The organism is Hydrogenophaga sp. (assembly GCF_030651625.1).
Classification (GTDB): domain Bacteria; phylum Pseudomonadota; class Gammaproteobacteria; order Burkholderiales; family Burkholderiaceae_C; genus Hydrogenophaga.
Window position 1 is genome coordinate 411,108 of record NZ_JAUSCF010000022.1, and the last position, 24,770, is coordinate 435,877.

Genomic DNA, 24,770 nt, shown 5'->3' on the forward strand with positions numbered 1-24,770 from the left:
GGCCAGCTGACTGTGAGGGTGCTGGGCATCAGATGAAAACTCATGTGGAACGTAGCGAAAAACCCCGCCGGAGCGGGGTTTTTTTCCGCAAGGCCGGGGGCCTTACAGTGTGGCAGCCTGCATGTAGCGGTCGAACTGAGCTTCCGTGAACCGGAACCAAAGGTTCTGGTCTTTACGGAAGTTTGAGTAATCAGCGTAGATTTTCTTCCATGCCGGGTTCGTGTCGCTGAGCTCCGTGTAGAGCGACATGGACTGCTTGAAGGCCTCGTCCATCACGGGACGCGGGAATGGCAGCACCTTGACGCCACCAGCCACCAGACGCTTCAAAGCGGCCGGGTTGCGGTTGTCGTACATGGCCTGCATGGTGGTGTGCGCATGCGAGGCAGCGCATTCCACGATGGCCTTGTTCTCTGCCGACAGCCCGTTGTAGGCGGCCTTGTTGACGTAGAAGTCGAGCTGTGCGCCACCTTCCCACCAGCCTGGGTAGTAATAGTTCTTGGCAACCTTCTGGAAGCCGAGCTTTTCATCGTCGTAAGGACCGACCCACTCGACCGCGTCGATGGTGCCGCGCTCCAGCGCCTGGTAAATTTCGCCGCCCGGGATGTTCTGCGGCACACCGCCCATGCGGGTGATGACCTTGCCGGCAAACCCGCCCACGCGGAACTTCAAGCCCTTCATATCGTCGAGGCTCTTGATCTCGTTGCGATACCAGCCACCCATCTGGGCACCGGTGTTGCCGCCTGGGAAGTTCACGATGTTGTACTTGTCGTAGAACTCGCGGAACAGCTTCAAGCCGTTGCCGTCGTAGAACCAGGAGGTGAGTTGGCGGCTGTTCAAACCGAATGGAATGGCCGTACCCATGGCAAAGGTGTCGTCCTTGCCAAAGAAGTAGTAGGGAGCGGTGTGGGCCACTTGCACGGTGCCTTCCTGGACACCATCGACCACACCGAAAGCCGGCATCAATTCGCCGCCAGCGTGCACAGAGATCTCGAATTTGCCGCCGGACATTTCGCCGACCTTCTTGGCAAACACCTCTGCTGCGCCGTAAATGGTGTCCAGCGCCTTGGGAAAGCTGGAAGCAAGACGCCAGCGGATGGCGGCCTGGGCGTGAACCGCTGGTGCGACTCCTGCCGTGAGCACACCGGCGATGCCCGCGTGCTTGATGAGTGAACGACGATCCATATCGATTGACTCCGTGGTTGGTATGGGAAAACCCGACCCGGTGATCCAGGCAGGTGACTTTATGGGTCAAGCAGAATTGTAGGAACGGGGTCACCGTGATCGCTGGGGGTTTTCCCTCGAAAGCAGCGGTTTGACTGCGGGTATTCAGCCTCTTGCAAGGTTCGATGCAAAGCCAGGCCGTGTCTCACGGCCACGTGCTGTCAGAAGTCCGGAAATTGCACTCTTGCGGTGCAGGCAAAAAACTGAACAGTCGACGACCTACCCGCCTGACCCATCAAGCGCGGCGGCAGTGCGTGGAATGTCAGCCGCCCTGATCCCTCAAGCCACCACTTTGAGCCCAGGAGATGCATCCAGAAGTGCAGAAAACCGCGCGCGTACCGAACGCTCGATGCCTTCAGCATCCAGGCCCACCATGGCCAACAGCTTGGCGGGATCCCCATGTTCGGTGAACTGGTCTGGCAAACCCAGCGTGAGCACCGGCAGCAAAAACCCTTCACTCTGCAAGGCTTCGAGCACCGCACTGCCGGCCCCGCCCTGCACACAGCCTTCTTCGACCGTGACGATCGCCTGATGCGTGCGAGCCACTTCGCGCAGCAAATCCAGATCGAGCGGCTTGACCCAGCGCATGTTGGCCACGCTCGTCCCCAGTTTCTCCGCCGCCTTGAGTGCGGGATGGAGCAAGGTACCGAACGCGAAAATGGCCACACCCCGGCCCTGGCGCCGAATTTCGCCTTTGCCGTAGGGCAGGCCCTCAAGGCTGGAGGGAACGGACACGCCAGCGCCTGCACCCCGTGGATACCGCACCGCCACGGGGTGGTTCTGTGCGTGCGCGGTGGAGAGCAATTGGCGACACTCGGCTTCGTCTGCCGGGCATGCGAGCGCCATGTTGGGAATGCAACGCAGGTAGGCGATGTCATAGGCACCCGCATGGGTCGCACCGTCGGCGCCCACCAGACCAGCCCGGTCCAGTGCGAACACCATCGGGAGGTTCTGCAGCGCGACATCGTGGATCAATTGATCGTAGCCACGCTGCAGGAACGTGGAATAGATGGCCACCACCGGCTTCAAGCCTTCGCAGGCCAATCCGGCAGCGAAGGTCACTGCGTGCTGTTCGGCAATGCCCACATCGAAATAGCGCTCAGGAAAACGTCGCTCGAATTCCACCATGCCAGAGCCTTCGCGCATGGCCGGCGTGATGCCCACCAGCTTGGGGTCGGCGGCTGCCATGTCGCAGAGCCATTGACCGAACACCTGGGTGAACGTGGTCTTGGGCACGATCGCTGGCGGCGTCAAGCCCACCGCCGGGTCGAACTTGCCTGGGCCATGGTAGGCGATGGGGTCGGCTTCAGCCAGCTTGTAGCCTTGACCTTTGCGGGTGACCACGTGCAGGAATTGGGGGCCACTGCCCGCTGCAAGCAGTTGCCTGATGTTCTCCAGCGTGGGAATCAGGGATTCGAGATCATGGCCATCAATGGGTCCGATGTAGTTGAAGCCAAACTTCTCGAACAATGTGGCTGGCACCACCATGCCCTTGGCATGCTCTTCCAGCCGCTTGGCCAGTTCGAACAGCGGCGGTGCATTCTTGAGAACCTGCTTGCCCACGTTCTTGGCTGCAGCGTAAAACTGCCCACTCATGAGTTGGGCAAGGTAGCGGTTCAACGCACCAACGGGCGGCGAGATCGACATGTCGTTGTCGTTGAGCACCACCAGCAGTCGCCCCTCGGCAACGCCAGCGTTGTTCAAGGCCTCGAACGCCATGCCTGCGGTCATGGCGCCATCGCCAATGATGGCCACCGCGTTGCGGTCTTCGCCCTTGATCCGTGCGGCCTGCGCCATGCCCAGCGCAGCGGAGATGCTGGTGGACGAATGGGCGGTACCGAAAGTGTCGTATTCACTCTCACTGCGACGTGGAAACCCGCTGATGCCGCCGAGCTGGCGCAGGGTGTGCATCTGGTCGCGCCGGCCGGTGAGGATCTTGTGAGGATAGGTCTGGTGTCCCACGTCCCACACCAGGCGATCGTCGGGCGTGTTGAACACGTAGTGCAAGGCCACCGTGAGCTCCACCGTGCCCAGGTTCGAGCTCAGGTGGCCACCGGTGCGTGCGACACTGTCCAGCAGATAGCTGCGCAGCTCATCGGCCAGCGGGTGCAACTGGGCGCGGGTGAGTTGCCGCAGGTCTGCAGGCGATTGAATGGAAGACAACAAAGAAGTCATGGGCGGCATGGGTGTCGCTGTTCGGGTGGAGGATCAACAATCGCGCCGACCGACCCAGTCGGCGAGCGCGTGAAGAACATCGCAATGGTTCAGGCCGGACTGGTTCAAGGCGTCATGGGCCTCTGCCAAGGAGCGGTCGGCGTATTGTTGGGCCGCTTCCAGCCCCATCAGTGAAACAAAGGTGGGCTTGTCACTGGCAGCATCCTTGCCTGCCGTCTTGCCCAGCTGGGCGGAGTCTGCCGTCACATCCAGTATGTCGTCAACGACCTGAAACGCCAAGCCCAGGCAGGCACCGAAACGCTGCAATTGTGTGACCCCGTTGGCGCTGGTCTGCCCGGTGGCCGCCCCCATCATCACGCTGGCTTGCAACAATGCACCCGTCTTGCGTCGGTGCATGGCTTCCAAGGCTGGCAGATCAAGCGCCTTGCCCACACTGGCCAGGTCGACGGCCTGGCCCCCCGCCATGCCATCAGCGCCAGCCGACAACGCCAGCAAACGGCAAAGTGAGACAGCCATGCCCAGCGGTACGCTGGCGTCGCCAGGCACAAGCAGCTCAAAAGCCAGCGCTTGCAAGGCGTCGCCGGCCAGCAAGGCCTGGGCCTCGCCGAACTTCACATGCACCGTCGGCTTGCCGCGTCGCAGCACGTCGTTGTCCATGCAGGGCATGTCGTCGTGCACCAGAGAGTAGGCATGGATCAGTTCAACCGAGCAGGCGGCACGCATGGCCGCGGTGGCATCGCCAGCCACGGCCTCACTGGTGGCCAGCACCAGCAAAGGACGGAGTCGTTTTCCGCCGTCGAGCACCGCATAGCGCATGGCATCGCCCAGGCCTGCCGGCGCTCCGGGCGGCACCCAGTCTGACAAAGCCTGCTCCACTGCGCGCTGGGATTGCGCACGCCATGCAACGAAAACTGCGGGTTCAGACATCGCGGTGTTCACGCAGCGTCCCAGGGCTTGAGTTCCCCACCTTCAAGCACCTTGATCTGCTTGTCCACCGCCTCCAGCCGATCGCGACAAAAAGCCAGCAAGGCGGCTCCCCGCTGGTAACGTTCAAGCAACTGATCCAGCGGCAACTGCCCAGCTTCCAGTTGCGCCACCAGTTGTTCCAGCTCTGCGAGCGCAGCCTCGTAGCTCGAGGCGGGTTCGGGCGCCTGCGCTGGTCTGGCGGGGGTTTTTGGGGTTTTGGTCGAAGGAGCTGTGGTCATCGGGGGGTTTTCAAACGGGGCAAGGGCCGCGTGAGCGCCAACCAAGGTAAAACCGGGGTGGATCTCACCTGGTCGCGATCTCAGGAATTTTATCCCTCTGCCGCCATCGAACCTTGCCACGACAAAGACACCCGCCTGTCGGGCGCGCTTCTTGCTGGAAGTATTCGCCCCCACCTGTACAATCCGCCCTTTTTTCTTCTACTGACGGACAAGCATTGTCCGGAGGGACGCACCACTTCACCCTTCCCGCGCGAATTCGATCTTCGACCAGCGCTTACCCTGCCCCTTCATAGGGGGAGTCTCTAGGTCACGACCACGATGTCTGATTTAAGTCTTCAATTTCAGCAGGCCAGAAGCCAACTCCCGGTTTCCAGCTATTTTGACCAGGCGCTGTTCGAGCGCGAACTGGAAACGATCTTTCAGCGCGGGCCCCGCTACGTGGGGCACTCCAACGCGGTGCCCAACCTGGGCGATTACCAGACTCTGCAGCACGAAGGTGAAGGCCGAGCGTTGGTGCGCACGGCCAAGGGCGTTGAACTCGTCTCCAACGTCTGTCGCCATCGTCAGGCCGTGATGCTCAAGGGCCGAGGCAACCTGGCCGAGCAGAAACCCGGGCACGCAGGCGGGCATATCGTTTGTCCCCTGCACCGGTGGACCTACAGCGGAGGCCAGAGCGCGCCAGTCGGCTCCTTGCTGGGTGCACCCCATTTTGCGCAAGATCCCTGTCTGAACCTGAATCGCTACCCCCTGCGCGAGTGGAACGGTCTGCTGTTCGAAGACAACGGGCGCGACATCGAAGCCGATCTTGCGGGCCTGGGGCCGCGCGCTGCGCTGGACTTCGACGGCATGGTGCTCGACCATGTCGAACTGCACACCTGCAACTACAACTGGAAGACCTTTATCGAGGTCTACCTGGAGGACTACCACGTGGGGCCCTTCCATCCAGGCCTGGGCAATTTTGTGACTTGCGAGGATTTGCGCTGGGAGTTCAAGCCAGAGTTCTCCGTGCAGACGGTGGGCGCCCAGAATCTGGAGAAGAAGGCCGGCAGCCCCGTGTACCAACGCTGGCATGAACAGCTGATGCAGTACCGCGAGGGCAAGATGCCCGAGCACGGCGCCATCTGGCTCACCTACTACCCGCACATCATGGTGGAGTGGTACCCGCACGTGCTCACGGTATCCACCCTGCATCCCATCAGCGTGGACCAGACGCTGAACCGGGTGGAGTTTTTCTACCCGGAAGACATCGCAGCCTTCGAGCGGGGTTTTGTGGAAGCTCAGCGCGCGGCCTACATGGAAACCTGCATTGAAGACGACGAGATTGCCGAGCGCATGGACGCCGGACGCAAGGCGCTCCTGGCACGTGGCGACAACGAAGTGGGACCGTACCAGAGCCCGATGGAGGACGGCATGCAGCACTTCCACGAATGGTACAGGGCGAGGATGAGCCCCCCCGAGCCGCCTTCGGCGTCACCCCCCCAGGGGGGCGTCATCAGCGGCCCGGCAAAGCCGGTTCCGCGATGAGGCTGAATCCCCCCTGTGCCGCCTTCGGCGTCACCCCCCCGGGGGGGCGCCATCAGCGGCCCGGCAAAGCCGGTTCCGCGATGACTCTGGACGACGCTGTCCGAGCAGCGGCGAAGCGTGGGGGTCATCGAGACTACCGCCGGGCCGCCCGAAGGCAGGCTCAGCCCCATCGGGGGGCAGCGACCCGCGCAGCGGCGGAGCGTGGGGGCGAATAACTCGTGCAAGCCCTGTGGATGCTTTTGGCGTCGCTTTTCTTTGCCACCATGGGTGTGTGCATCAAGTTCGCGTCGACCCACTTCAACAGTTTCGAGATCGTCGCCTACCGTGGGTTGGTGGGCGTGCTTTTTCTGATTGGTCTTACGCAGATGCGCGGAATTTCATTGCGCACCAGCGTGCCCATGATGCACTTCTGGCGCAGCGTGGTCGGCGTGATCGCACTCACAGCATGGTTCTATGCCATTGCAGCTCTGCCGCTGGCCACCGCCGTGACCCTCAACTATATGAGCAGCGTGTGGATCGCGACCTTTCTCCTGGGCGGGGCGTTGCTGACACAGGGTCGCAATGCACCGATACGGCAGCAAGGTCCGCTGTTTCTCACGGTACTGGCGGGGTTTGCCGGTGTGGCCATGATGCTGCGCCCCACGCTCAATGACGACCAGGTGATCGGTGCGCTGGTGGGTTTGCTCTCGGGCATCTTTTCCGCGTTTGCCTACCTGCAGGTCGCGGCACTCTCCCGGGCTGGCGAGCCCGAAAGCCGAACGGTGTTCTATTTTTCAGTGGGTGCCGTGGTGGCTGGCGGGCTGGGCATGTTGTTTGTCGGAGCCAGTTCATGGAACTGGCCAAGCGCCCTCTGGTTGCTGCCCATCGGACTGCTCGCGGTGATGGGCCAGCTCTGCATGACGCGCGCCTACTCCCGTGGCGCCACGATGGTGGTGGCCAACCTGCAGTACTCGGGCATCGTGTTCGCAGGCATCTACGGACTGGCCTTTTTCGGCGACGTACTGCCCCTGATGGGCTGGGCCGGCATGGGTCTCATCATCATCAGCGGCATCGCAGCCACGGTGCTGCGCTCGCGTGCGGTTCCCAATGCACCGGCCGAAGAGCATTGATGGCATGAACTTGTGAGAACCTGCTCACGAAGCCACCCGCAGTAAACCTTTGGTGGCATCGCCACAAGCTGGTTGGTGCGGGACAATCCCTGCATGCACACCACCCTGATCACGGCAGAAGCACTACAGGTGCTGCTGAACAGCCGCCAGCCTCCGCTGATTTTTGATTGCAGCTTTGATCTGACCGACCCTGCCGCAGGTCGCGCGCTGTTTGAAGACAAGCACTTGCCGGGCGCCCGGCATGCTGACTTGAATCTCGATCTGAGTGCCCACAATGCCGAACCAGGCGAAGGCCGGCATCCGCTTCCATCGCGCAAACAGTTCGCAGACTGGCTCGGGGCGGCCGGCTTGACGACAGAGCACCAGGTGGTTGTCTACGATCGTCTGGGTGCCCATTTCTGCGGCAGACTCTGGTGGATGCTGAAATGGGTGGGCCACGAAGCGGTCGCCGTGCTGGACGGAGGGCTTCCGGCCTGGCTGGCCGAGGGCGGGTCGACCGAAAAGGGCCCCAGTGTCGAATCGATCAAGGAGACCGACTACCCATTGCGCGACCCGCTGGTCAACAGCATCGGCACCGCCACACTCACCCAGCGCATCGGTGACCCCAAGCTGACGATCATCGATGCGCGGGCTGCAGCCCGATTCCGCGGCGATGTGGAGCCACTCGATCCTGTGGCAGGCCACATTCCTGGCGCGTTGAACCGCCCTTTTTCGGACAACCTGATGCCAGATGGCCGATTCAAACCCGCCGAAACACTGCGGGCCGAGTTCAACGCCCTGCTGGCGGGGCGCGACGCGCAAGGGGTGGTCCACCAGTGCGGCAGCGGCGTGAGCGCGATTCCGAACCTGCTGGCCATGGAGTTGGCCGGCCTCGGACGCACGACCCTGTACCCCGGGAGCTGGAGCGCATGGTGCAACACACCTGGCACATCAAGGGCCCGAAGTTAAGTCTGCGGGTAGCTTGCCGATAAGCTGGCAGACTCCCGGAGTGCCATTCGTAACCAGCCGTCTGCGGGGACAAGCAGCACAACACGAACACCGACCCCGTGAAACCATACGAGACAGAATCCCCACCCGCCTCAGAAGCGCAAGCCGAGCGCCAGCGAAGCAAGTCGGTGGGCTGGATCTCGCTCCTGATCGGCGTGGGCGCATCCACGCTGGCTCCACTGGTGTACCTCACCACTTCCAACCAGTTGGAAACCGTGGCCACGCTCCTGATGGCACTGGTCGGCTGGACATGCTGTTTGCTCTTCTGGCGGGGCCACCGCCAGTACATCGCTCACGTCATGGTGTTCGCGGTGCTCGGCGTGGCGGTGGTGGGTGTACTGGCATTTGGATCGGTGCGCTCCAGTTCCAGTTTTCTGTTTGTGGCCGCGGTGGCCGGCGCCGGCATCTTCATGGGCCGCAGGGCACTCATCGCCGCGGTGGCGTTCAGCGTGATTTCATTGGGCGGGCTGATGGCGGCAGAAGCCAATGGGCTGCTTCGCCCCGTCACCTTTCAGGTGGGTCTCAAGAGTTGGTGGACGCAGGCCATCACCCTGATCGTGGTGGCGGCCATGGTCTTCCACAGCCGCCTGCAGAACGAAAAGACATCGGCCGAGCTGACTGGCGAACTGGAGCGCCGAAAACTCATCGAGAAAAAACTCGACCGCAACCAGGAACGCTTTGCGCGCATCTTCCGCAGCAGCCCGAGCCCAATGATTGCGCAGTCGGCACGAACCGGTGCCATTCTGGATGTGAACCCCGCCTTTGAGCGCTGCTACGGGCACGCGCGTGAAGCGGTGCTGGGCAAGCTGGACAACTTGCTGTGGGCCGATCCCGGGCAGCGTGTGGCCTATACCGCTCGTTTGTTCGAGGCGCGGCAGGTTCAACTGTTTCAGTGCACGGCGTTGCGCGCAGACGGAAGCACCTTCGAGGCCCACATTTCCAGCGAGATGGGTAACGACCGGGAAGACAAGCTCATCATCACCACGGTCAGCGATATCAGCGAACAAGTGCTGGCAATGGAGAAGCTACGTCGATCTGAAGTACGGTTTGCCAAAGCATTCAATTTCAGCCCACTGAACATGACCATCACACGCCTGTCTGATGGTTCCTTCCTGGAAGTCAATGAAGCTTCCGATCGCGTCCAGGGGCGGGAGCCCCAGGAGCTCAAAGGCAGAACCACATTGGAAATGGGCGTATGGCTCACGCCTACCGATCGGGAGGCCTTTGTCTCCAAGCTGCGAAGCGAAGGACGCATTCACAACTACGACACCCGTATGCGCCACAAGGATGGCCGACTGATTGACGCGCGCCTCTGGGCGGAATTGATCGAGATCGACGGTGAGCCGTGCATTCTTACCTGCACCGTCGACGTCAGCGCAGAAAAACGCCGGGAAGCCTTGCTGCTCGACGTGGCACGCGGAGTCACAGGCAAGACCGGAGAGGACTTTTTTCCAGCCCTCACCCGACACATGGCGCTGTCGCTGGACGCTGACATGGTGGTCATTGGGGAGTTGCGGGCGGAGCAAAGGATCAAGACCCTTTCGGTCTGGCGGGAAGGTGGGCACAGTCGAGATTTCAATTTCGCCACTCAGGACCTCCCATGTGGTCAGACCTTGCACGAGTCGGGCCTCTGTGTGCATGCGGAGCAGCTGGCGGCTCGCTTCCCCAAGGACAAACAGTTGATTGACGCAGGATTCCAGGCCTACGTCGGCCAGTCGATGCGTGATGACCAGGGCGCATCGATTGGGGTGCTCAGCGCGATGTGGAAACGCCCGATCACACTGACACCTGAGATGCAGGCCCTGATGTCCATCTTTTCCAGCCGGGCCAACGCCGAACTGCTGCGCCTGAAGCGCGACCGGCAGATCCGCCACCTCAATGAAACGTTGGAGCTTCGGGTGCGGGAACGTACCGCCGACCTGCAACGACTCAACAGTGAACTCGATTCCTTCGCTTATTCGGTGTCTCACGATCTGAAGACACCGTTGCGCTCGATTGATGGCTTCACCCAACTGCTGAGCGAACAGCTCGCCGGGCGCCTCAAAGAGGATGACCAGGTCTTGTTCGACCGGATCCTTGCTTCGACCCACCGCATGAGCAACCTGATCGCCGACATGTTGGCACTTGCGCGGGTGAGCCAGGGACGCCTGGAAATCGAGACCGTGGACCTCAGCCACATGGTGCGCGACATCCTCGAAGAGGAAGCGGTCAAGGATCCGATGCGCAAGGTGGAGTTGCGGATCGCGCCAGGTCTGAGCGCCCGTTGTGACGCTCGCCTCACACGCATAGCTCTGGAGAATTTGCTCGGAAATGCCTTGAAGTACACCCGCGATCAAGCCTCACCGCTGATCGAGTTCGGACAGCTGGCGACTGCAGCAGACTTGCCAGCCGGCTTCTTTGTGCGTGACAACGGCGTCGGCTTCGACATGGCTCTCGCCGGCCAACTGTTCAGGCCGTTTCAGCGCCTGCACATGCACAGTGAATTTGAGGGTACGGGTATCGGCCTGGCCACCGTGCGCCGGATCATTGAGCGCCACGGTGGCAGTATCAGTGGCCACGGTGAACCAGGTGCGGGCGCCACCTTCGCGTTTCACCTTGAAGCTGTCTGGCCAGAACAGATGACGAAGAACACAGCGCCCAAGCAGCCCTGACACAGCACGATTCCATGGACCACCCTCCCATCGACGACGATCCGTTGAGCAGCAACTTGCCCGACGCCATCGAACAGCAACAGCGCCAGGTCGTGCGCTCGCTGTTGTTCACCGTGTGCTGCTTCATGCCCGTCATTCTTCTGGCTCTGGTGCACCGCAGCGGCTTCACACCCCTGGCGGGCGTCGTTGCCACGGCATGCATCTTTGTCCTGGCCCTTTGGGTGCCTTTTCAGCTGGGGCGCACACGACTGGTGGCGCACTGGCTGATCTGCGGTCTGCTGGCCACCTCCACACTGGCGCTGTACCACGAAGGCACCGTGCGCAGTGCAGCCGTGCTCGCCATGATGGCTGCTGTGATCATGGCAGGCACCTTCCTGCCCAAGTCAAGCCTGGCGGCCGTGGGGGTGTATTGCATCGCGGTCCTGGGTGCCTTCAACTGGATGGAGCAGCAAGGAGTGCTCGGCAGCCAGTTGCAGCCTGTCACCTGGGTGGTCTGGGTCATCCAGGCCGGCGTCATTGCGGCGGTTCTTGTCAGCATGTTCTACGGCAGACACCGCCTGATCGAGGCCTATCACAGCCAGGCGCAGAGTCTGCTCAAGGCTCAGGTCGCCCAGGAAGGCCTGCACGCCAGTGAGAATCGCTTCAAGACGCTGTTTCGCAACAACCCGGCGGCCTGCATGGTGCAGTCGGTCGAAGCGCGGGTCGTGATCGATGCCAACGATGCCTTTCTGGCGCTCACAGGCTACCGGCGCGATGAGGTGCAAGGGCAAATTCCACCGCCGCTATGGGCAGACGCCAGTGAACACCGGACGTTCCGCAATGCGCTCAAACAGCACGGGGAGGTCCGCGCCATGCGGGCACGGGGATTGCGAAAGGACGGCAGCTTCATTGAAGTGCAGGTGTCTGCCGAGCTGCTGGCGGAAGGCTTTGAGCGACTGCTCATCGTGATGGTGCTCGACGTCACTGCGGAAGTGGCATCCCGTGCGGCGCTGGAAGCAGCCAAGGAGCGCTTTTCCACCGCATTCAGCTTCAGTCCATTGGGAACCCTGATCCGCCGAACGCGCGACGGTCTTTATCTGGAGGCCAATGAGGCCAATGAGCAGGTACTGGGCTACCGTGCAGAAGAACTGCTGGGACAGAACTCCCGAGATCTCAAAGTCTGGGTCACAGAGGAAGAGCATCAAGCCTATACCCGAAAGCTGGTCGAGCACGGAGAGGTTCTTGGCCACGCGACGCGGCTGTACAACAGGTGGGGGGAGCCCGTCCACGTGAAGATCTGGTCGCGGCGCATCGACCTGGATGGCGAAACCTGTGAACTGATCTACAGCATCAATGTGACGGAACAGCAGCGCAGGGAAGCCATGCTGATGAATGTCGCGCGTGGCGTTTCCTCCAAGACGGGCGAGGCCTTCTTTCTCTCGCTGGCTGAGCACCTGGCTCAGGGCATCGGTGCAGAAGGCGTGCTGATCGGCGAGCTCGGTCCTGATGGTGCGCTGGACACGCTCGCCCTGCTTCAGGACGGCGACCTCCAGCCCAACCGGAGCCTCGCGCTGGCCCACACCGCGCTGGTCGGCATCCTGGCGCAAGAGGAACTGGTCACAATCGATGCGAGGGCCAGCCAGATGGTGCTGAATGTGCCGGCCGTCGAGCTGGATGCGCTGCAGACCTTGGCCGGTGTGGCGCTGCGCGACCCGGACGGAACGGCCATCGGCCTGATGGCGGTCGTCTGGCGCGAGCGGCGCGACCCGACACCGGACGTGCGCGCCCTGCTCACCATTTTTGCCAGTCGCTGCAATGCCGAACTGGTGCGCTTGCGAAGGGACAGGGAGATTCGCCGCCTGCAGTCCACACTGGAACAGCGGGTGGCGGCACGCACCCAGCAACTGGAATACCTGAACCGCGAACTGGAGAGCTTCTCCTACTCCGTGTCGCACGATCTGAAGTCGCCGCTGCGCTCCATGGACGGCTTCACCCACATGCTGCGCGAACAGATGGCAGGCCGTCTCACCCAGGAGGACGAAAACCTGATTGCGCGGGTGCAAGGCGCCATTGCACGCATGAACAGTCTGATCGTCGACCTGCTGGCGCTGGCCCGTGTGAGCCAGGGGCGGCTCCAGCGCATGGAGGTGAACCTATCGGACCTGGCAGAGGATGTGACGCGCCACCTGTTCCACACCGATGCGGCAAGGCCGGTGGAGGTGTCTATCGAACCCGGTCTCATGGCCAACTGCGATGCGCACATGGCGCACATCGTGCTGGAAAACCTGTTGGGTAATGCCTGGAAATACAGCCGCCATCAGGCTCCAGCACGGATTGAAATGGGAATGGATGCCGGGGGCACAGCCCGGTTCTATATCCGCGACAACGGCGCCGGCTTTGACATGTCGCGATCCGACCGCCTGTTCAAGCCCTTCAACCGGCTGCATGCCGCGAGCGAGTTCGAGGGCTCGGGCGTGGGTCTGGCCACTGTGCGTCGCATCATCGAAAGGCATGGTGGCGAGATCGTGGGACGGGGTGAGCCTGGCGGTGGCGCCACCTTCGTGTTCAGTTTTGGTAGCGGAACCACAGGCTGAATGGCCCACCCTGCGGCGCTAGGAGCCTGCGCGGCAGAACGACATCGGCTGCAACGCGTGGAGAAAAGTCCCACTTCGCCCCCGTCTTTCCGGCTGTGGCTACGGCCACAGTCCTCAAAAGCGACGCCAAACTGGGCTCTTTTCCCACGCGTTTCGCTTCAATGCCTTCTGCCGCGCAGGCTCCTAGGCGCCATCCCCTCAAGGGGGCGGCACTGGCGGCCCGGAAAAGCCGGTACCGCCGTGCCCTGGGACCAATGTCTCCTCCGGCGAGAAAGGACCCCTTCCAGAGACACCGTGGAACCGGCTTGCCGGGCCACTGGTATCGCCCCCTGGGGGGTGGCGCGAAGCGACGCGGGTGGCTTCCTAATGAGCCAGTCCGCTGACCAGCGTGACCATGCCGATGCCGGCAAGCAACCACGCCACCTGGGCCGCCGTTTCACGCAGGCTCAGGCGCTTCTGCAGTTGAGGAATCAGATCGGCCAGCGCCACATACACAAAACTGCTCGAAGCAGCGACCAGAAAGTACGGCAAGTAGTCATCCAGCCGATTCAGAAGGAAATAGCCCACCAACCCACCCACGGCGGTGACCGTGCCTGCCATGGATACTTTCATCAGCGCGGCCCGTGCCGTGCCAGTGGCCCGCCTCAGTACCACAAGATCGCCAATGTGGTGAGGCACTTCGTGCGCCAGAACAGCCAGCGCCGCAACCACCCCCAGGCGCATGTCGGCCATGAATGCAGAAGCAATCAGGATGCCGTCCCCGAACGCGTGCACGCTGTCGCCAGCGAGCACGGCCCACCCTCCGGAACCACCTTCGCCCCTGCTGTGGTGGTGATGGTTGTGGTGGTGACCATGATCCGAGCCTGCCTCGGCATGGTCATGATCCTGTTCCGGCCCCTGGTGGTGCTCATGCCCGTGGTGCCAGAGTTCGGCTTTGTCCAGCAGGAAAAAGAAAACCAGTCCGGCCAGCAAGAGAGCGAAAAGCTCGTGAGCACCGGCTTCGCTCTCAAAGGCTTCGGGCAACAGGTGCATGAAGGCGGTGGCCATGAGCGCGCCAGCGGCCAGACTGAGCATGTGCTGGGTGTACCTGGCGAGCACGGAAAAACCCAGCAAAGCGGCAAGCCACACGCTGCCAACACCCGCAGCAATGGTTCCGATCAAGATCGCGAGCAAAGTCATGTTTTTCTACTCAGTTCACACACATCCGCTTCCCACCAGACCCCCGAAGTCCAGGATCCTGGCACCACTTGCACACCGCGACTATTCAGCCACAAAAAAGGGCCGCCTTTGGCGACCCTGTTGAATCTGTCCGATCACCGATCGGGACGCATCATCCCACACCGTGTTGTTTGAACCATGCCACGGCACGCTTCCAGCCATCTTCAGCCGGCTCCTTGCGGAAACTGGGTCGGTAGTCGGCGTGAAAGGCGTGTGGTGCGTCCGGATAGACCACGAATGTCGACGCCTTGGCGGCCGCGTTACCGCCAGCCAACGCTTTTTTCATCTTATCAACTGTGTCAAGCGGAATACCCGTATCGGCAGCGCCATAAAGGCCAAGCACCGGGCCATTCAGGCCGGTAGCCACATCCACCGGGTGCTTGGGGTTGAGTTCGGAGCTTTCCCCAACCAGCCGGCCATACCAGGCCACGCCCGCCTTCACCGCCGGATTGTGGGCGGCGTACAGCCAGGTTTGCCGCCCACCCCAGCAAAAGCCGGTGACGCCGAGCTTGCTCACGTCACCACCGTTGGCACCTGCCCACTTCACCGTGGCGTCCAGATCGGCCAGCACCTGGGCATCGGGCACCTTGGAAATCACTTCAGCGATCAACTTGGCCATCTCGCCGTAGCTCTGCGCGTCGCCCTGGCGCACAAACAGTTCGGGCGCAATGGCCAGATAGCCCTCCCTCGCGAAACGGCGGGCGGTATCGGCGATGTATTCGTGCACGCCAAAGATCTCGGACAGCACCAGCACCACAGGCAGACCGGTCCTGCCTGCAGGTGCGGCGCGGTAGGCCGGCATCGAAAAGCCATTCACATCGATCATCACCTCGCCCACTGTCAAGCCGTCAGAAGGTGTCTTGATGGCTGTCTGCGCCATCACCGGCATCACGGATGCGGCATAGCCGACGCCCAAGGCCACCTTCAATGCGGTTCGCCGCGTAGCGCCTTCGGCGGTGGATTGGCCGGGCAGAAGCGCTTCGGCGTCGCGGGTCAGGTCGGGTGTGAGTTTGCCTGTGGGCATGTGCTTGTCTCCTGGTTTGAATGAACGGCCTCTTCGGATTCTCACCCATGGACAAAGTTCTGCCGTGACGGCATCGGGCCCTGAGCCTGAAGACCCCGATGAACCGCACTGCCCATCCGAGCAGGGCGCTTCAATGCACCGTCGGAACCAGGAAATCCTGGCTGATGCGCCCGCCGAGTTCGTTCACCCGATCCAGGAACTGGGTTAGAAACGCGTGCAGGCCGGTAGACAGGATTTCATCGATGCGGGCGTATTGCAGGTCGGCCTTGAGTTTGCCCGCACGACGCAGGGTTTCACCCGAGTGGTCGTTGGCGACCACGCTGAGGTTGTTCACCACTTCATTCAAGCTCGCGGCCAGGCTGCGCGGCATGTCGGCGCGCAGGATGAGCAGTTCGGCCACGCGCTCGGGGGTGATGACGTCCCGGTAGACCTTGCGGTAGACCTCAAAGCCGGAGACCGAGCGCAGGATGGCGCTCCAGTGATAGAAGTCGTATTCCTGATCCAGCTCGCTCGCCGCACCAAAAAAATCGCTGTGCACTGCGTGGAACTTCACATCGAGCAGGCGCGCGGTGTTGTCGGCCCGCTCCAGGAACGTCCCCATGCGGTAGAAGTGAAAGGCTTCGTCCTGCAGCATGGTGCCAATGGCCACGCCACGTGACAGATGCGAGCGGAACTTGACCCATTCGAAGAACTGGGCCGGGTCGCGCTCAAAGTCCTTGCTCTTGAGCATCCGGGTGAGCTCCAGCCAGGTCTGGTTCTGGGTTTCCCAGAACTCGGTGGTGAGCGCGCCGCGCACCGCACGTGCGTTCTCGCGTGCGGCTCGAAGGCAGGACACGATACTGGAAGGATTTCCCTCATCGCGCACCATGAAGTCAAGCACGCTACGTGGCGTGATGGCCTGGCCGTATTTGGCGGTGTAGGTCGGCAAGAGTTCACTGATGGTGAGCAAGCCCTCCCAACCCACCTGAGCCACTTCGGCAGACTGCGGCAGCATGGAAGTCTGGTAGTTCACATCCAGCATGCGAGCGGTGTTTTCCGCGCGCTCGGTGTAGCGGGACATCCAGAACAGGTGGTCGGCGGTACGTGACAGCATCTCATTGACTCCAGCAAACAACGCCACAAAAAGCAGCGCATGAAGGTATCCATTCCAGGGGCACTGCAGAACCGGCTTTGCCGGGCTGCCAGTGCCGCCCCCTTGAGGGGGTGACGCGAAGCGGCGTGGGGGTGCACTCCATATCCTGCGCGCGGGGGGCTACTCCAGAACCCACGTGTCTTTCGTGCCACCACCTTGCGACGAGTTGACGACCAGAGAACCATCCTTGAGCGCCACGCGCGTCAGGCCGCCGGGCACCATTTGCACCTCCTTGCCTGACAGCACAAACGGACGCAGGTCGATGTGGCGCGGGGCCACGCCGCTTTCCACGTAGGTGGGGCAAGTGGAGAGGCTCAGTGTGGGCTGGGCGATGTAGCCATCGGGCTTGGCGATCACCGCCTTTCGGAAGTCCTCGATCTCGGCCTTCGTGGAAGCAGGTCCCACCAGCATCCCGTAACCACCTGCGCCGTGCACTTCCTTGACCACGAGGTCCTTCATGTTGGCCAGCATGTATTTGAGGTCCTCCGGGTCGCGCCCCATGAAGGTGGGAACGTTGCTCAGGATCGGTTTCTGGCCCAGGTAGAACTCGATCATCTTGGGCACGTAGGGGTAGATGGACTTGTCATCCGCCACGCCGGTGCCCACCGCATTGCAGATGGCCACATTGCCGCTGCGGTACACGCCCAGCAGGCCGGCGCAGCCCAGCGTGGAGGTCGGCCGGAACACCAGCGGATCGAGGAAATCGTCGTCCACCCGGCGGTAAATCACATCCACCCGCTTGGGCCCACGCGTGGTGCGCATGTAGACAAAGTTGTCCTTGACGAACAAATCTTGCCCTTCCACCAGTTCGATGCCCATCTGCTGCGCCAGGAAGGCGTGCTCGAAGTAGGCGCTGTTGTACATGCCGGGCGTGAGCACCACCACCGTGGGCTCGGCGGTGGTGGAAGGGCTCACCGCGCGCAGCGTCTCCAACAGCAGATCGGGGTAATGTTCCACCGGTGCCACGCGGTTTTCGCCAAACAATTCAGGAAACAGCCGCATCATCATCTTGCGGTCTTCCAGCATGTAACTCACGCCGCTGGGCACGCGCAGGTTGTCTTCGAGCACGTAATACTCGCCCACTCCGTCGGCATTGGGGGCGCGCACGATGTCGACACCCGAAATATGCGAATAGATGTTGTGAGGCACGTCCACACCCATCATCTCCGGGCGAAATTGTGCGTTTTTGAAGATCTGGTCTGATGGAACGATGCCCGCCTTGATGATGGCCTGATCGTGGTACACGTCGTGAATGAAGCGGTTCAACGCGGTGACCCGTTGCACCAGACCCTCTTCCATGCTCCGCCATTCGTCGGCCGGAATCACGCGGGGAATGAGATCAAAAGGGATGAGGCGTTCGGTGCCAGAGCCGTCTTCGTCCTTGGCGCCATACACCGCAAAGGTGATGCCAACGCGCCGGAAAATCATTTCAGCCTCTTCCCGCCGGGCCGCCATCACCTCGGGTGGCTGCTGTGCCAGCCAGCGCGCGTAGCTTTGGTAGTGGGCCCGGACCTCGCTGGGCGAGGCATTCATTTCGTCAAACATCGGTCTGCTCATGGGCGTTTTTTCTCCTGCCCACAGCATAGCAAGGACTGGGCCAGCAGCGGTCAATTTACCGGCCTACAACCTGCCAATGGCACCGAAACGACGCGAAATCAATCGGGCCGCGACTCCTGCTCGGTCTCTCCTGGGTGATGCCAGAAGCGCTTTACTGCTTGCCGGTGACACTGCATGGTGTCGGGTTGCCAGCTTCGCCAGGTGGCGGCACCACAACTGGCCGACGTGACCCAGGGAATGCCGCGCTGGCGGTAGCGGTCCAGCACCACGGGCGCGGGATGGTTGAATCGGTTGCGATAGCCCGCCTGCACGATCACCCATTGTGGACGCAAGGTGTTCAGCAACACGGGGCTGGACGAGGATCGGCTGCCGTGATGCGGTGCGACCATCACGGTGGCGCGCAGATCGGGGCGATCCAGCGCCAAGCGCACCTCCTGCCGATCAGTGATGTCGCCACCCAGCCAGGCGCTCTGCCCCCCGGCAGACACCAGCAACACGCATGACATGTCATTGGTCGACAGTCGCCCCTTGCCGGTTTCATCGAAGTGATGGGGGTGCGGGTGCAGCACATCGAAACGCACACCGTCCCATTCCCAGTGCTGACCGGCCATGCATCGCCGATCGGGATCCGGGTCGTAAGAAGACAACCACCGCGCCTCGGGGTGGGCCGCCTTCACAGGCCCATCTCCGCCGGAGTGATCGCTGTCGATATGGCTCACCACCACGCTGTCCAGGCGTTCGCCCTGCGCGCGAAGCAGGGGAACCACGATGCGGTCGCCGGCATTGCTGTCAGGCGAATAACGCGGGCCGGTGTCGTATAGCAGGCTGTGGTTCGCGGTGCGAATCAGCACCGCACCGCCCTGCCCCACATCCACGGCGACCAACTCGAACGCGCCCATCGATGGGCGAGGCGGCGACCACAGCAGAACCGGCCACAACAGCAACAAGCCAGCACTGCGCACCGCCCATGGCAGGCGCAGCACCAGCAAGAGCCCACCGAACACGCCCGCCAGCGCCAGCCACAGCGGAGCCGCCGGGCGGTGCACCGCCGCCCAGGGCCATTGCGCCAGCCATTCCAGCCAAACTGACAAGGCTTGCACCAGCCATGCTGCCGCCTCCCAAAAGGGCGCGAACACCGTCCCCAGCAAAACCAGCGGCATGACCAGTTGCGTCACCAGGGGAATGGCCACCAGGTTGGCCGCCAGGCTGGCCACAGAGAACTGGCCAAACATCAAAAGGCTGAGCGGCGCCAGCGCCACGGTCACCACAGCCTGGGTGCGCGCCATGCCCCAGAAAGAAAGCAAAAGGCGATACACGCGACCTCGCGCCACCGACGGCACCTCGTCCTCGCCTTGCGCTGGCACACCCGGCAAGCGCCGGCCAGACGCAAACAGCACCCCCACCGCAAAAAAACTGAGCCAGAAACCCGGCTGCAGCCAGGCCATGGGATCGAACAGCAACACCGCCACCATGGCGCATCCCCAGACCAGCGGCCACGGCCAGCGCCGCGCGCCCAGGCGCAGCACCATCACCACACCCAGCATGACGACCGCACGTTGAGCGGGCAGACCCCAGCCAGAAAACAGCGCATAGCCCGTCGCCAGCAACAAGCCTCCCCAGGCGCTGGCCACTGGCGTGGGAACCGAGAGCAACAGCACGGGCCATCGGCCACCCAGGCGTGGCCAGATCCCTGCCACCAGCGCCATGGCCATCCAGGCAAAGAGCGTCACATGAAGGCCAGAAATCACCATCAGATGCGCCACCCCGGTGGTGCGGAACAGGGCCCAGTCGCCGCGCTCCACGGCAGACTGATCGCCCACCAGCAAGGCGGCAAGCACGCCCGCCGCACGTGGGTCAACCACCCGGGCCTGGATGGCGTCGCGCACCTGCTGCCTTGCGGCCTGCAAAGGGTAGCCACCGGCGGTGGCGATCTTTTCTGGCACCGGGTCGCGTGGACCATTTCGCACATAGCCGGTGGCACCGATGCGCTGTGTCCAGAGCCAGCGTTCCAGATCAAAACCGTGGGGGTTGGCATTGCCATGCGGGCTTCGCAGCCGAACCGTGAGACGCCACTCTTCTCCGGTTCGCAGGCCCGGGCTGCCCGCCCCTCGCGCCCAGCTGGCAGCCCCATCCCCGCCGCCATACCAGCCCAGCTGGAGCCGCTGCGGTACGTCCACCGGTTGGCCTCGGTACCGGGCCGACGCCACGACCAGCAGAAAGCGCTCGCCTTGTGCAGTCCGCTGGGGCAGCGAGGCAATGCGCCCGGTCACCTCGATGTCCACACCTTGAAGTTCGAGGGCCAGCGACCGGCTCGCGAAATGCGCCGCGCGCCAGCCACTGGAGCCAGCACCCGCGAGCATTCCTGCCAGCAGAAAAGCGACGACCATGAGCCTGGCCAACAGGACGCCCGTTGGCGCGGCGTCACCAGCACGCCGCAACCCGTACACACCAGCGCACGCCAGCAGACCACCGAAGACGAGCATGGCCACGTAGCGGTTCGCGGACCACAGCCCTGGCTGCTGCAACTGCAGCGCCAGACCCACCACGGTCCCCAGCATCAGGGCCAACCCGTGCCGACCCACGATCAAGGCCCGAATTCCCTGCCCGGTGCGCAACCAGAGCGATTGTCATCGCCGTTTGGCGCAAGACTTGCTAGCATGGATGCCAGCCGCACGGCAAACCGGTTGCCTGCGGACCCTGTTTCGGACCCATTGTTTTCCTCCCTGTTGAAAGCACCTGCATGGCCATTCATGTTGCCCTGAGCCACATCACGCATTATCGGTACGACCGCCTCGTCAAGCTCGGCCCACAGGTGGTTCGCCTGCGCCCCGCCCCGCATAGCCGCACCAAGGTGCTCTCGTATTCGCAGAAGATCGAGCCGGGTGGGCATTTCATCAACTGGCAGCAAGACCCCTTCGCCAACTACCAGGCGCGGCTGGTGTTCCCTGAGCCCACCACCGAATTCAAGGTCACGATCGACCTGGTGGTGGAAATGGCGGTGCACAACCCGTTTGACTTCTTCCTGGAGCCGCGCGCAGAAAACTACCCCTTCGACTACGACGCCGCACAGAGGCAAGAACTCGCGCCCTATCTGGTCACCGCGCCATCCACCGGGCTGCTGGATGCCTACCTGAAGAAGATCGACCGCAGCGAGCGCCGCACCATTGACTTCCTCGTTGATGTCAATCAGATGCTGCAACGCGACATCGCGTACACCATCCGCATGGAGCCTGGCGTGCAGACGCCAGAAGAAACGCTCAAGCTGGGCAGTGGCTCCTGCCGGGACACCGGCTGGCTGATGGTGCAGATCCTGCGCCACATGGGTCTGGCAGCGCGCTTTGTATCGGGCTACCTGATCCAGCTTGCACCCGATGTGAAGTCGATCGACGGGCCCAGCGGCCCGGAAAAGGATTTCACCGATCTGCACGCCTGGTGCGAAGTTTTCCTGCCTGGCGCAGGCTGGATTGGTCTGGACCCAACCTCCGGTCTGCTCGCTGGCGAAGGGCACGTGCCACTGGCCTGCACGCCGCAGCCTTCCAGCGCCGCTCCCGTGGAAGGTGCGATGGACAAGTGCGAGGTGGAATTCAGCCACCACATGGGCGTGACGCGGGTGTACGAATCGCCGCGGGTGACCATGCCCTACACCGACGAACAATGGGCGGGCGTTCTGGCGCTGGGCGAGAAGGTCGACGCCGATCTGGAAGCCCACGACGTGCGCCTGACCATGGGTGGCGAGCCCACCTACGTGGCCACTGCAGACCGCGACGCGCCCGAATGGAACACAGACGCCCTGGGCCCCACCAAACGGGGTTACGCCACCGAACTGCTGAGCCGCATGCGCGAACGCTACGGCCAGGGCGGCTTCGTGCACATGGGCCAGGGCAAGTGGTACCCCGGTGAGCAATTGCCGCGCTGGGCGCTGTCCGTGTTCTGGCGTGCCGATGGTGATCCTTGCTGGCACAACCCGGCCCTGCTGGCCGACGAACGCGACGATGCCCACCACACGAGTGAAGATGCGCACCGCTTCACGCAAGCGTTGGCCCGCAAACTCGGTCTGTCGACCCAGTACATCACCCCGGGCTATGAGGATACCTGGTACTACTTGTGGCGCGAGCGTCGTCTGCCGGTCAACGTGGACCCGTTCGATGCCAAGCTCGACGACGAACTGGAGCGGGCACGCCTGCGCCGCGTCTTCTCGCAGGGGTTGGAGGCCACCGTGGGCTACGTGTTGCCCTTGCAGGCGGCCGTCCACGGCGGCGCGCTGACCAGCAACGGCAAGAGCGCCTACCAGCGGGTCTCTGGCACCGTGTGGTCCACCGGTCCCTGGTTCTTCCGCGATGAGCGCATGTACCTGGTGCCGGGTGATTCGCCCATGGGTTACCGCCTGCCGCTGGACTCCTTGCCCTGGGTGTCCGCCGCCGACTACCCGTACCACATCGAGCAGGACCCGCACACTGCGCGTGACCCCCTGCCGCGCGGTGCCACCACCCGTCACCAGGTGTCGCCGCATCAAGTGGGCGGCGGCTTCGCCGAAGGCGGCACGGTGTCCATGCAAGGCGTGGATTTTGACGCCCAGGGACCTGTGGTCGAAGGTCTGCGCCCGGGGCAGCCCGGTCCTGGCTCCGCGCCTGCCCAGGCCCTGTCGGCCCGCTATCCGCAGCGCAGCGAATCGGCTGCCTGGCTCACCCGCACCGCACTGGTGGTGGAAGCGCGCGACCCTCACCGCTCGAACGGGCCCAAGGTGGAAAAAGACATGGGCGGCAAGTACCAGCACGTCTATGTGTTCATGCCACCCATGGCCCACCTGGAGGACTATCTGGATCTGCTGTCTGCGGTGGAAGCCACGGCAGAAAAACTGGGCATGGCCATCGTGCTGGAAGGCTATCCGCCTCCGCGCGATCCGCGCCTGAAGGTGCTGCAGATCACCCCCGACCCGGGCGTGATCGAGGTCAACATCCACCCGGCGCACAACTGGAGCGAACTGGTCGATCACACCGAATTCCTCTACGAGGCGGCGCATGAAACACGTCTTTGCGCGGAAAAATTCATGACCGATGGCCGCCACACCGGGACCGGTGGCGGCAACCACTTCGTGATGGGTGGCGCCACGCCGGCCGATTCGCCCTTCCTTCGCCGGCCCGAATTGCTGGGCAGCCTGATCGCCTACTGGCACAACCACCCTTCGCTGTCCTACCTCTTCAGCGGCTTGTTCATCGGGCCCACCAGCCAGGCGCCGAGGGTGGACGAAGCGCGCAACGACCAGTTGTACGAGCTGGAAATCGCGCTGAAAGAAATCGAAAAAAACCGTCAGACTTACGGACAGGACATGCCACCGTGGCTGGTGGACCGCACGCTGCGCAACATCCTGATCGACGCCACCGGCAACACCCACCGCAGCGAGTTCTGCATCGACAAGCTGTATTCGCCCGACGGCCCCACCGGTCGCCTGGGACTGCTGGAGCTGCGCGCCTTCGAGATGCCACCGCACGCCCGCATGAGCATCGCCCAGCAGTTGCTGCTGCGCGCGCTGGTGTCGCGCTTCTGGCAACAGCCGTGGCAAGGCAAGCTCACCCGCTGGGGTACCGAGCTGCACGACCGTTTCCTGCTGCCCACTTTCATCCGCATGGACTTCGAGGACGTGCTGGCAGACCTGTCCGACTTCGGCTACGCCATGGACATGGCCTGGTTCGAGCCACACTTTGAATTCCGCTTCCCGCTGGTCGGTCAAGTGGCTGCACGCGGCATCGAACTCACGCTGCGCAACGCGCTGGAGCCCTGGCATGTGATGGGTGAAGAAGGGGCGCCAGGCGGCACGGTGCGCTATGTGGACTCGTCGCTGGAACGCATCGAGGTGCGGGTCAGCGGCTACAACGACAACCGCTATGTCATCACCTGCAACGGCCGCGCCCTGCCCCTGCAGAGCACGGGTACGGTCGGTGAGTACGTGGCCAGCGTGCGCTACAAGGCATGGAGCCCGCCGTCGGCCCTGCACCCTTCCATTCCATCGCATGCGCCATTGACGTTCGACATTGTCGACAACTGGATGCAACGTTCGATGGGCGGATGTCAGTACCACGTGGCCCACCCGGGTGGGCGCAACTACGACACCTTCCCGATCAACGCCTACGAAGCCGAGAGCCGGCGTCTGTCGCGGTTCTTCCAGATGGGCCACACCTCGGGCCGCATGACGGTGACGCCAGCCGTTCACAGCAGAGAGTTTCCTTTCACGCTGGATTTGCGCTATTGAACACCCCTCGCGCCGCCTTCGGCGTCACCCCCCTCAAGGGGGGCGCCAGCAGCGGCCCGGCAAAGCCGGTTCCGCGCTGGCCCTGGATGGGCGCTCCCGCGAGCGTGACTGAGGATGCTCCGGGACAGGTCCGGCTGAGCTCTCTGC

General features: G+C 62.9%; 15 protein-coding genes. 6 read left to right on the forward strand and 9 right to left on the reverse strand.

Annotated elements, in window-relative coordinates:
• Positions 1-102: 102 nt before the first annotated feature.
• The 4 genes from Q7V46_RS09840 to xseB all read right to left on the reverse strand — a co-directional run bounded on the left by Q7V46_RS09840 (position 103) and on the right by xseB (position 4,601).
• Entirely contained in the window at positions 103-1,182 is a 1,080-nt protein-coding gene (locus Q7V46_RS09840) for a TRAP transporter substrate-binding protein (protein ID WP_304913343.1), read from the reverse strand.
• Between the two features lie 318 nt (positions 1,183-1,500).
• Positions 1,501-3,396, reverse strand: a complete 1,896-nt coding sequence (gene dxs, locus Q7V46_RS09845) for a 1-deoxy-D-xylulose-5-phosphate synthase (protein ID WP_304913344.1) — start codon at positions 3,394-3,396, stop codon at positions 1,501-1,503.
• 33 nt (positions 3,397-3,429) lie between these two features.
• Positions 3,430-4,323 carry a polyprenyl synthetase family protein gene (locus Q7V46_RS09850; protein ID WP_304913345.1) on the reverse strand — a complete coding sequence of 298 codons (894 nt, stop codon included), beginning with the start codon at positions 4,321-4,323 and terminating at the stop codon, positions 3,430-3,432.
• Positions 4,324-4,331: 8 nt separating this feature from the next.
• Entirely contained in the window at positions 4,332-4,601 is a 270-nt protein-coding gene (xseB, locus tag Q7V46_RS09855) for an exodeoxyribonuclease VII small subunit (protein WP_304913346.1), read from the reverse strand.
• A 318-nt stretch (positions 4,602-4,919) separates the two neighbouring features.
• Between xseB and Q7V46_RS09860 the strand changes: the two genes are divergently transcribed.
• The 5 genes from Q7V46_RS09860 (at position 4,920) to Q7V46_RS09880 (ending at position 13,445) form a co-directional block, all read left to right on the forward strand.
• Complete coding sequence (locus tag Q7V46_RS09860; RefSeq protein ID WP_304913347.1) at positions 4,920-6,125, forward strand: aromatic ring-hydroxylating dioxygenase subunit alpha; 1,206 nt, start codon at positions 4,920-4,922, stop codon at positions 6,123-6,125.
• 218 nt (positions 6,126-6,343) lie between these two features.
• Positions 6,344-7,234: a DMT family transporter gene (locus Q7V46_RS09865; protein ID WP_304913348.1), complete on the forward strand. Its 891-nt coding sequence runs from the start codon at positions 6,344-6,346 to the stop codon at positions 7,232-7,234.
• 93 nt (positions 7,235-7,327) lie between these two features.
• Positions 7,328-8,182 carry a sulfurtransferase gene (locus Q7V46_RS09870; RefSeq protein WP_304913349.1) on the forward strand — a complete coding sequence of 285 codons (855 nt, stop codon included), beginning with the start codon at positions 7,328-7,330 and terminating at the stop codon, positions 8,180-8,182.
• Between the two features lie 98 nt (positions 8,183-8,280).
• A complete protein-coding gene (locus Q7V46_RS09875) occupies positions 8,281-10,872 on the forward strand; it encodes a PAS domain S-box protein (protein ID WP_304913350.1) in 2,592 nt (863 codons plus the stop codon).
• A gap of 14 nt (positions 10,873-10,886) precedes the next feature.
• Positions 10,887-13,445 (forward strand): PAS domain-containing sensor histidine kinase, encoded by a 2,559-nt coding sequence (locus tag Q7V46_RS09880; RefSeq protein WP_304913351.1) that lies wholly within the window; start codon positions 10,887-10,889, stop codon positions 13,443-13,445.
• Positions 13,446-13,808: 363 nt separating this feature from the next.
• Here the strand turns inward: Q7V46_RS09880 and Q7V46_RS09885 are convergent, their stop codons facing one another.
• The 5 genes from Q7V46_RS09885 to Q7V46_RS09905 all read right to left on the reverse strand — a co-directional run bounded on the left by Q7V46_RS09885 (position 13,809) and on the right by Q7V46_RS09905 (position 20,958).
• Positions 13,809-14,624 (reverse strand): ZIP family metal transporter, encoded by an 816-nt coding sequence (locus Q7V46_RS09885; protein WP_304913352.1) that lies wholly within the window; start codon positions 14,622-14,624, stop codon positions 13,809-13,811.
• A gap of 151 nt (positions 14,625-14,775) precedes the next feature.
• Entirely contained in the window at positions 14,776-15,687 is a 912-nt protein-coding gene (locus Q7V46_RS09890; protein WP_304913353.1) for a dienelactone hydrolase family protein, read from the reverse strand.
• Between the two features lie 130 nt (positions 15,688-15,817).
• Complete coding sequence (locus Q7V46_RS09895) at positions 15,818-16,780, reverse strand: alpha-E domain-containing protein (RefSeq protein WP_304913354.1); 963 nt, start codon at positions 16,778-16,780, stop codon at positions 15,818-15,820.
• 159 nt (positions 16,781-16,939) lie between these two features.
• Positions 16,940-18,376 (reverse strand): circularly permuted type 2 ATP-grasp protein, encoded by a 1,437-nt coding sequence (locus tag Q7V46_RS09900; protein WP_304913355.1) that lies wholly within the window; start codon positions 18,374-18,376, stop codon positions 16,940-16,942.
• 98 nt (positions 18,377-18,474) lie between these two features.
• Positions 18,475-20,958 carry a DNA internalization-related competence protein ComEC/Rec2 gene (locus Q7V46_RS09905; protein WP_370690320.1) on the reverse strand — a complete coding sequence of 828 codons (2,484 nt, stop codon included), beginning with the start codon at positions 20,956-20,958 and terminating at the stop codon, positions 18,475-18,477.
• Positions 20,959-21,116: 158 nt separating this feature from the next.
• Between Q7V46_RS09905 and Q7V46_RS09910 the strand changes: the two genes are divergently transcribed.
• A complete protein-coding gene (locus tag Q7V46_RS09910; protein WP_304913356.1) occupies positions 21,117-24,623 on the forward strand; it encodes a DUF2126 domain-containing protein in 3,507 nt (1,168 codons plus the stop codon).
• Positions 24,624-24,770: the final 147 nt, after the last annotated feature.